Source organism: Streptomyces sp. CB02056 (assembly GCF_001905545.1).
In the GTDB taxonomy this organism is placed as follows: domain Bacteria; phylum Actinomycetota; class Actinomycetes; order Streptomycetales; family Streptomycetaceae; genus Kitasatospora.
Window position 1 is genome coordinate 275,116 of record NZ_LIPD01000003.1, and the last position, 7,984, is coordinate 283,099.

At 74.8% G+C, this 7,984-nt stretch carries 9 protein-coding genes and 1 tRNA gene; 8 read left to right on the forward strand and 2 right to left on the reverse strand.

All coding sequences use genetic code 11. The features are described 5' to 3' along the window. Window positions 1-40 precede the first annotated feature (40 nt). The 5 genes from AMK13_RS08580 to AMK13_RS08600 all read left to right on the forward strand — a co-directional run bounded on the left by AMK13_RS08580 (window position 41) and on the right by AMK13_RS08600 (window position 4,311). Window positions 41-487 (forward strand): hypothetical protein, encoded by a 447-nt coding sequence (locus AMK13_RS08580; protein WP_079271955.1) that lies wholly within the window; start codon window positions 41-43, stop codon window positions 485-487. Between the two features lie 82 nt (window positions 488-569). Beyond that, complete coding sequence (locus AMK13_RS08585; protein ID WP_241852797.1) at window positions 570-1,298, forward strand: class F sortase; 729 nt, start codon at window positions 570-572, stop codon at window positions 1,296-1,298. 165 nt (window positions 1,299-1,463) lie between these two features. Further along, window positions 1,464-2,348, forward strand: coding sequence for a hypothetical protein (locus AMK13_RS08590; RefSeq protein WP_143204504.1), 885 nt, complete (start codon window positions 1,464-1,466; stop codon window positions 2,346-2,348). After that, on the forward strand, window positions 2,345-3,106 hold the full coding sequence (cseB, locus tag AMK13_RS08595) for a two-component system response regulator CseB (RefSeq protein WP_074001721.1): 762 nt from the start codon (window positions 2,345-2,347) through the stop codon (window positions 3,104-3,106). The genes AMK13_RS08590 and cseB overlap by 4 nt, the downstream gene beginning before the upstream one ends. Next, on the forward strand, window positions 3,103-4,311 hold the full coding sequence (locus AMK13_RS08600; RefSeq protein WP_074001722.1) for a sensor histidine kinase: 1,209 nt from the start codon (window positions 3,103-3,105) through the stop codon (window positions 4,309-4,311). Before cseB ends, AMK13_RS08600 begins: the two co-directional genes overlap by 4 nt. A gap of 93 nt (window positions 4,312-4,404) precedes the next feature. Here the strand turns inward: AMK13_RS08600 and AMK13_RS43395 are convergent, their stop codons facing one another. Both AMK13_RS43395 and AMK13_RS08610 read right to left on the reverse strand, forming a co-directional pair. Beyond that, complete coding sequence (locus AMK13_RS43395) at window positions 4,405-4,581, reverse strand: hypothetical protein (protein ID WP_158077680.1); 177 nt, start codon at window positions 4,579-4,581, stop codon at window positions 4,405-4,407. A gap of 353 nt (window positions 4,582-4,934) precedes the next feature. Next, a tRNA-Thr gene (locus AMK13_RS08610) sits at window positions 4,935-5,008 on the reverse strand. Between the two features lie 285 nt (window positions 5,009-5,293). Between AMK13_RS08610 and AMK13_RS08615 the strand changes: the two genes are divergently transcribed. From AMK13_RS08615 to AMK13_RS08625, 3 genes are all read left to right on the forward strand, one after another. Further along, complete coding sequence (locus AMK13_RS08615; RefSeq protein WP_049656383.1) at window positions 5,294-6,385, forward strand: ABC transporter ATP-binding protein; 1,092 nt, start codon at window positions 5,294-5,296, stop codon at window positions 6,383-6,385. Between the two features lie 208 nt (window positions 6,386-6,593). Next, complete coding sequence (locus AMK13_RS08620; RefSeq protein ID WP_049656385.1) at window positions 6,594-7,049, forward strand: hypothetical protein; 456 nt, start codon at window positions 6,594-6,596, stop codon at window positions 7,047-7,049. An 88-nt stretch (window positions 7,050-7,137) separates the two neighbouring features. Then, complete coding sequence (locus tag AMK13_RS08625) at window positions 7,138-7,938, forward strand: nucleotidyltransferase family protein (protein WP_107086556.1); 801 nt, start codon at window positions 7,138-7,140, stop codon at window positions 7,936-7,938. Window positions 7,939-7,984: the final 46 nt, after the last annotated feature.

Sequence of the window (7,984 nt, forward strand, 5' to 3'; positions counted from 1 at the left end):
GCCACCACCCACCGACCGACGCACGATGGAGACACCCCGTATGAGCAGGAGCCGTACCCACCACTCCCCCGCCCGCCGCGTCCTGGCCGCCTGCGCCCTGACCGGCGCCGCGCTGCTGGCCACCGTCACCGGCGGGCAGGCCTGGGCCGACGGCGCGCCGAAGCCGGCCGCGCCCTCCGCCGCCCCGGCCGGCGACGCCGCGGTGCGGACCGCCCCGCCCGCGCCCGCCGCGCCCTCCGCCGCCCCGAAGCCCGAGGCCTCGCCGGCCGTGGCCGCCCCGAAGGGCGCAGCCCCGGCCCCGGCCGCCCCCGGCGGCGCCCAGCCGCAGGTCCGCGAGGTGCCCAAGGGCGCCGCGCAGGCCGGTGACGGCTCCACCGCCTCCGACGGTTCCGGCCTGATGCTCGCCGGTGGCGGCACCGTCGCGGCCGTCGGCGCCGCGGGCCTGGGCTTCGCCCTCCTGCGCCGCCGCTCCGGTGCGCGCGGCTGACACCGGTCCCGAGTCCGCCGGGCACCCCGGCGCCGCTTCCCCGTACCCGGCCAGTCGGGGAAGCGGCGCCGGGGCCGCCCCGGTGGCGGGGACCGACAGCCACCGACGCGCCCCGGGCCACCGGCGGGGGCGCCGACGCGCCGCCCGGCCCGGCCCCGGCCCGCTGCGCCGTACCGCCTTCGGCACCGCGGGCCTGCTCTGCCTGGTGCTCGGCACCTCGCTCGCGCTGTCCGGCCGGGAGACCCCGGTGGTGCGGGTCGAGACCTCCGGGCACGGCACCGGCGCCGACACCCCGGCGGCGGCCCCGGGCTCCCCGGGCGCCCCGGCCACGACCGGCACCGCGCCCACCGCCCCGAAGCCGTACGCCTCCTCGCCGCCGACCCGCCTGCTGGTGCCCTCCGTCGGAGTGGACGCACCGGTGACCGACCTCGGCCTCAACCCCGACGGCACGGTCGAGGTGCCGCCGGCCGACCGGGGCGAGGAGGTCGGCTGGTACCGCAACGGCCCCACCCCCGGCGAAGCCGGCCCCGCCGTGCTCATCGGGCACTACGACACCGTGCACGGCCCGGCGGTCTTCAAGCAGCTGCCGAAACTGCGCCCCGGCGACCTCATCCGGATCCGGCGCGCGGACGGCGGCACCGTGGACTTCAAGGTCCGCGAGCTGCTCCAGGCCGCCAAGGACCGCTTCCCGACCGAGCAGGTGTACGGCGACACACCCGCGCCCGCGCTCCGGCTGATCACCTGCGGTGGCCGGATCGGCTCGGACGGCCACTGGACGGACAACATCATCGTGCTGGCGGACCTGGCCTGACGGTGCACGAACCGCCGTCGGGGAACCGCCGGCCACCGCCCGCACGACCTACCACCGGGGCGGCGACGGGAGGCGACGAGCCGGACCGTCGCCGTGGACGCAGGAAGAGCAGGCAGAGCGGGCAGCGCGGACAGCGCGGGCCCGGCAGGAGGACGAGCACCGACCGTGGCAGCAACAGCACCCCCACCACCCCGCCGCCGTCCCGGCGCCGTCCCGGTGGCCGCCCTGGCCGGCCTGGTCGTCGTCCTCGCCCTCGCCGCTCTGGCCTTCGGCCGGGCCACCCCCGGCGAGCTGCGCGACCAGGGCCCGGCCCGGGCCGTCAGGCCGCCGGCGGTGTCCCAGCCGCTCTGGCCGGACCTGCCCACCTCCCCGCCGCCGGCCGCGTCCGCGACCGACACCACCCAGGAACCGCCGCAGCCCGTACCGGACGTGACCGTCCCCGGGCGCGACATCACCGCGGTCGACGTCCGCACCGTCCTCGCCAAGGACCCGGACGTCGACCAGGAGGAGCGCCAGGCACTCGGCTCCTGCGCCGGCTGCGAGGTCCGCGCCCCGGAGTTCCGCGACCTCACCGGCGACGGGCAGCCCGAGCTGATCACCGTCGTCACCACCCCCGGGCGGGCCGTGCTGCACGTCTACGCCCTCGCCGAGGACCGGCTGCTGCCCGTCCTCCGGGTGCGGGTCCAGCCGGCGTTCAACGCCTCGACCATCGGCACCGACCTGTGGCTGATCGAGCCGACCAGCGTCGACGCCCGGACCACCAGCCACTACGCGTGGGACGGCAAGAGGCTCACCCTGAACGAACGCAGGGACGAGGGCGTCATACCGCTCCCGTCCACCGGCCCGGACGCCGGCCGGCCGGCCACCGCCGTACCCGACCCCGGACCGGCGCCCCGCCCCGCCCCGTACGCGCCGAAGCAGGCCGCCCCCGAGGCCGCCGTCCCGTCCCCGCGCGGCGCCCGGCCGTCCTCCGTGCCCTCCGCCCCCTCCGTGCCCGGCGCGTCCGTCGCGCCCTCCGTCCCCGCCGTGCTCCCGGAAGCGAAGCGATGACCCCCGCCGCCACCCCCGCCCACCCGCACATCCTCCTGGTCGAGGACGACGAGGTGATCCGCGAGGCCACCCGGATGGCCCTGGAGCGCTACGGCTTCCCGGTCACCACCGCCGCCGACGGCCTGGAGGGCCTGGAGGCCTTCCACGCCGTCCGGCCCGACCTGCTCCTGCTGGACGTCATGCTGCCGCTGCTCGACGGGGTCGGCCTCTGCCGCCGGATCCGGGAGGAGAGCCAGCTGCCGATCCTGATGATGTCCGCCCGGACCGACCCGGTGGACGTGGTCTCCGGGCTGGAGGCCGGGGCGGACGACTACGTGGTCAAGCCCTTCGAGAGCGCCGTCCTGGTCGCCCGGATCCGTACGGTGCTGCGCCGCGTCCCGGTCGCCCCGGCGGCCGACGCCCCGCCGGCCCCGCCGCAGTCCCCGCCCGCTCCTTCGTCCCCTCCGCCGTCCCCGCCCACCCTTCCGTCCGTCCGCAGCTTCGACGGCCTCCGGGTGGACACCGACAGCATGGAGGTCCGGGTGGACGACCGCCTCGTCCCGCTCACCCCCACCGAACTGCGGCTGCTGCTGGAGTTCAGCGCCGCGCCCGGGATCGTGTTGGAGCGCTCCACCCTGCTCGAACGCGTCTGGGACTACGAGTGGGGCGCCGACACCCGGGTCGTGGACGTCCACGTGCAGCGGCTGCGCGCCAAGATCGGCTCCGGCCGGATCGAGACCGTCCGCGGCTTCGGCTACAAGCTGCGGCGCCCGGCATGACCCTGCGCCGCCAGATCGCCGCCGCCGTCGCCGCCATCGCCGTCCTGGTCGCGGTGGCCGTCGGCCTGCTGGTCCACCAGGCGATGATCCGCCAGCACGTCGACCAGGCCCGCTCCTCCTCGCTCGCCACCCTCGACTCCGCCTTGAACGACTACGAGCGCGGCGGCGGGAAGGCGATCGGCCGGGGCGCCGTCCTGAACGACCCGGCGCTGCCCGAGCGGCTGCGCGCCCTCGCCGCCGGCGACCGGCACGGCTCGCTGCTCGTCGCCGACGGCACCGGCGAGTCGATGTGGGCGGCCGGCCCGGTGCCGGACGGGGTGGTGTCCGTCCGGGTGGACTTCACCCAGGACCGCCAGGCCATCGCCGACCTGGACCGGATCATCCTGCTCACCGTCGTCGCCGCGGTCTTCACCACCGTGCTGGCCGGCGTGCTCGTCGCCGACCGGATCAGCCGCCGGCTGCGCACCGCGGCCACCGCCGCCCGCGGCATCGCGGCCGGCGGGACGGACACCCGGATCGGCGAACTCGTCGACGGCAAGGACGAGGTCGCCGACCTCGCCGCCGCCGTCGACCTGATGTCCCGCACCCTGCACCGCCGGCTGGAGGACGAGCAGCGCTTCACCGCGGACGTCGCCCACGAACTGCGCACCCCGCTCACCGGCCTCGTCACCGCCGCCGAACTCCTGCCGCCCGGCCGCCCCACCCAGCTCGTGCAGAACCGGGTCCAGGCACTGCGCGGCCTGGTCGAGGACCTGCTGGAGGTCTCCCGCCTGGACGCCGACGCCGAGTCCCCCGACCTCTCCGCCGTCCCCCTCGAACGCGCGGCCCGCCGCACCGTCACCCTCACCGGCCTGGACGTCACCGTCGAGATCACCGCCGACCGGCAGGTCCGCACCGACCTGCGCCGGCTGGACCGCATCCTCGGCAACCTCATCCTCAACGCCCACCGCCACGGCACCGGCCCGGTCCACCTGCACGTCGACGGCCCGCGGATCACCGTCCGCGACCACGGCCCCGGCTACCCCGAGGACCTCCTCCGCCACGGCCCGCAGCGCTTCCGCACCAACGCCCCCGAACGCGGCCGCGGCCACGGCCTCGGCCTCACCATCGCCACCGGCCACGCCCGCGTCATCGGCGCCACCCTGACCTTCGCCAACCACCCCGCCGGCGGCGCCCTCGCCACCCTCACCCTCCCCCCGAACTGACCCCGGACACGACGGAAGGGCCGGCCCGACAACCCGTCGGACCGGCCCTTCCCATTCTGCGCGGAGCCCCCTGTCGGGTACCGACGACCCCCGCTACTGGGCCGGACGGGACCTGTCGGCCGGGGCTTCAAGATGGCGCGCGAGGATGGCGGCGAACGCGAGGTACGCCTCGATCTTCGCGGCTCCGACGAGAGCATCGGGCGACACATGCTTTGGCAGCCGGTCCAGGTACGCGCGGGCAGCGTTGGCGTGGTCAACGTAGTCACTCATGCAGGCCCCCCTGAGGATGATCACGAAGTTTGTGCGAAGCCTACGGCTGTACACCGGGCGGCGGCGCTGTTTCGGCGGATGTCCCGTCCGGGCCAAGGTCGACAGTGCCGAGCGCCGCCGGCACACTTCGGGCTGAGCGGGTGGTTCCCTCCTCGATCGGGCAGCTTCGCCGCACCCGGGTTCTCCAGGAGCCGCCAAGGCCAAGGCCGGTGTCTCCCCGGACATCCACTTCCACGACGTCCGGCACACCGGACGCTTCTGGCACGCCCGTGGCACAGCCCGAGCAGGACCGCAGCAACGACGAAGGGCCAACTCTCCCGGATCACCCCGGCGAACTGGCCCTCCGTACGACGAGCCCCCTGTCGGGTTCGAACCGACGACCCCCGCTTTACAAGAGCGGTGCTCTGGCCAGCTGAGCTAAGGAGGCACGGTGGCCGTCCGCGATGGATCACGGCGGCACCGGGGGGCAGTCTACCGGGCCCGGGTGACGGGATGGGGGTATATCCGGGGGTTGGTGGGATGGGTGGGCGTGACGGAACCGATGCCGAAATCGGGTCGGGTGGGGGCTGACAAGCGGCGGACGCGCAGGTAGCGTCGCCGGGAGCCGGTTCGTGGCAGTGGTTCAGACCACTGGTGGGCCGGCGGAGCAGAACAGACCCCCCTTTACTCGGATCGTCCGGCACGTTCCTGCCGGTGAAGGAGACAAACAACCATGGCTTCTGTCACGTACGACAAGGCGACCCGCGTGTACCCCGGGGCGGACAAGCCCTCGGTGGACGCGCTGGACCTGGAGATCGCGGACGGCGAGTTCCTCGTGCTGGTCGGCCCCTCGGGCTGCGGCAAGTCGACCAGCCTGCGCATGCTGGCCGGTCTGGAGGACGTCAACGCCGGTGCGATCCGGATCGGCGACCGCGACGTCACCCACCTGCCGCCGAAGGACCGGGACATCGCCATGGTGTTCCAGAACTACGCGCTGTACCCGCACATGACCGTCGCCGACAACATGGGCTTCGCGCTCAAGATCGCCGGCGTGAACAAGGCGGAGATCCGCACCAAGGTCGAGGAGGCCGCGAAGATCCTCGACCTCACCACGCTGCTGGACCGCAAGCCGAAGGCGCTCTCCGGCGGTCAGCGCCAGCGCGTCGCGATGGGCCGCGCGATCGTCCGCCAGCCGCAGGTCTTCCTGATGGACGAGCCGCTGTCGAACCTGGACGCCAAGCTCCGCGTCTCGACCCGTACCCAGATCGCCGGCCTCCAGCGCCGCCTGGGCATCACCACGGTGTACGTCACCCACGACCAGACCGAGGCGCTCACCATGGGCGACCGGGTCGCGGTGCTCAAGGACGGTCTGCTCCAGCAGGTCGACACCCCGCGCAACATGTACGACAAGCCCGCGAACCTCTTCGTGGCCGGCTTCATCGGCTCGCCGGCCATGAACCTGGTCGAGGTGCCGCTGGTGGACGGCGGCGTGAAGTTCGGCGGCTCGGTCGTCAACATCTCCCGCGAGGACCTGGCCGGCGCCGGCACCGACAAGACGGTGACCGTCGGTGTCCGCCCGGAGCACTTCGAGATCGTCCCGGCGGGCGGCATCGAGGGCGTCGCGGTGACCGTGAACGTGGTCGAGGAGCTCGGCTCGGACGGCTTCGTCTACGGCACCACCCAGATCGGCGGCGAGGACCACGACCTGGTCGTCCGCGTGCCCGGCCGCCAGATCCCGGCCCGCGGCGAGACCGTCCACGTCGTGCCGATCGCCAACGAGACCCACGTCTTCTCCACCAGCTCCGGCCTGCGCCTGAGCAACTGACGCGACCCCGCGCGACGGCCGCGACCAGCGCGGCACCCGGAGCCCGTCGGACCCTCGTGGTCCGGCGGGCTCCGTCCGTATCCCCGCCCCTTCGACCCCGTCCGGACGCCCCCGCGTCAACACGGCAAGGGGACAAACCCGGACACCGTGTCACTCGATGGGGTAACGGAGGGCGATCCGGCCCGTACCCACCGCTACTCTCCTGAGGGTGAAGCAGCTGTTGCGCCGTATCGGCCAGACCGTCGCCCTGACCCTGCCGGTCGTCCTGGTGACCACCGGCACCCTCGCCGTGACCAGGGTCCCGTGGGCCCCGCCGACCGGGCTCGACCAGCAGGTCGTGGCGGCGTCCAGCGGCGACGGCGCCGGGATCGGACGCTCCAACAACGCGGCCGGCGCCGTGGCCAAGGCCTCGGACGGGCTCGCCCCGCAGGAGTCGCTGCGGGTGGTGCTGCTGGACGAGCTGCGGGCGAAGAACCCCTCCGCCGCGCTGGACCTGCTGGAGCGCTCGATGCGCGAGCAGCCCTCGCTGACGCCGTACTGCACCTCGCTGGCCACCGAGTTGGGCAAGGCCGCGGTGCGCAAGTACCAGGGCGACGTCCAGCGGGCCCGCACCTTCGCCCGCCCGGTCTGCGACGGCGCGTTCGCGGCCGGCGTCGTCGGCTGAGGCGGCCGGGAACGCAAGGGAAGGCAAGGGGGCCGAGGCAGGCCCCCGAGGCGGCGGACGCCCCCGTCCGCCGCCTTATTGTTCAGGCATGACCGCTGACTCCGGCCCCACCGCCGACCTCCCGTCCGCCCGGCCTCCGCAGCCCCACCCGCCGCGGCCGACCACGACGCCCGTCACCCAGGCCGTCATCCTGGCCGGCGGCCAGGGCTCCCGGCTGCGCCCCTACACGGACGACCGCCCGAAGCCGCTGGTCGAGATCCCCGGGACGGGCACGCCGATCCTCGGCCACCAGCTGGCCTGGCTGGCCGAGGAGGGCGTCACCGACGTCGTGGTCTCCTGCGGGCACCTCGCCGACGTGCTGGAGGAGTGGCTGGACAAGGCGGACCTGCCGCTGCGGGTGCGCACGGTGGTCGAGGCGGAGCCGCTCGGGCGCGGCGGCGGGCTCAAGTACGCGGCGAAGGCGCTGCCCCGCCCGGACGAGCCCTGGTACGCCACCAACGGCGACATCTGGACCCGGTTCAGCCTGCGCGAGATGGCCGCCTTCCACCACGAGCGGGACGCCGTCGCGACGCTCGCGCTGGCCCGGCCGCGGATCCCCTGGGGCGCGGTGGAGACCGACCAGTTCGGCAACGTGCTGGACTTCATCGAGGCGCCGCCCTCGCCCTTCCTGATCAACGCCGGCCTGTACGTGTTCAGCCCCGAGTTCGCCGAGCTGCTGCCGGACGTGGGCGACCACGAGCGCACCACCTTCCCCCAGCTCGCCCGCGGCAAGCGGCTGGCGGGCTACCAGCTGCCGCAGGGCGTGTACTGGCGGGCCATCGACACCGCCAAGGACCTCACCGAGGCGGCCAAGGAGCTCGCCTCCGGCGCCGGCCGGTCCCCCAGGTAACCAGCGGGCCGCGAGCCGTACGGCCGCCCTCGTGACGGCGGTCGGC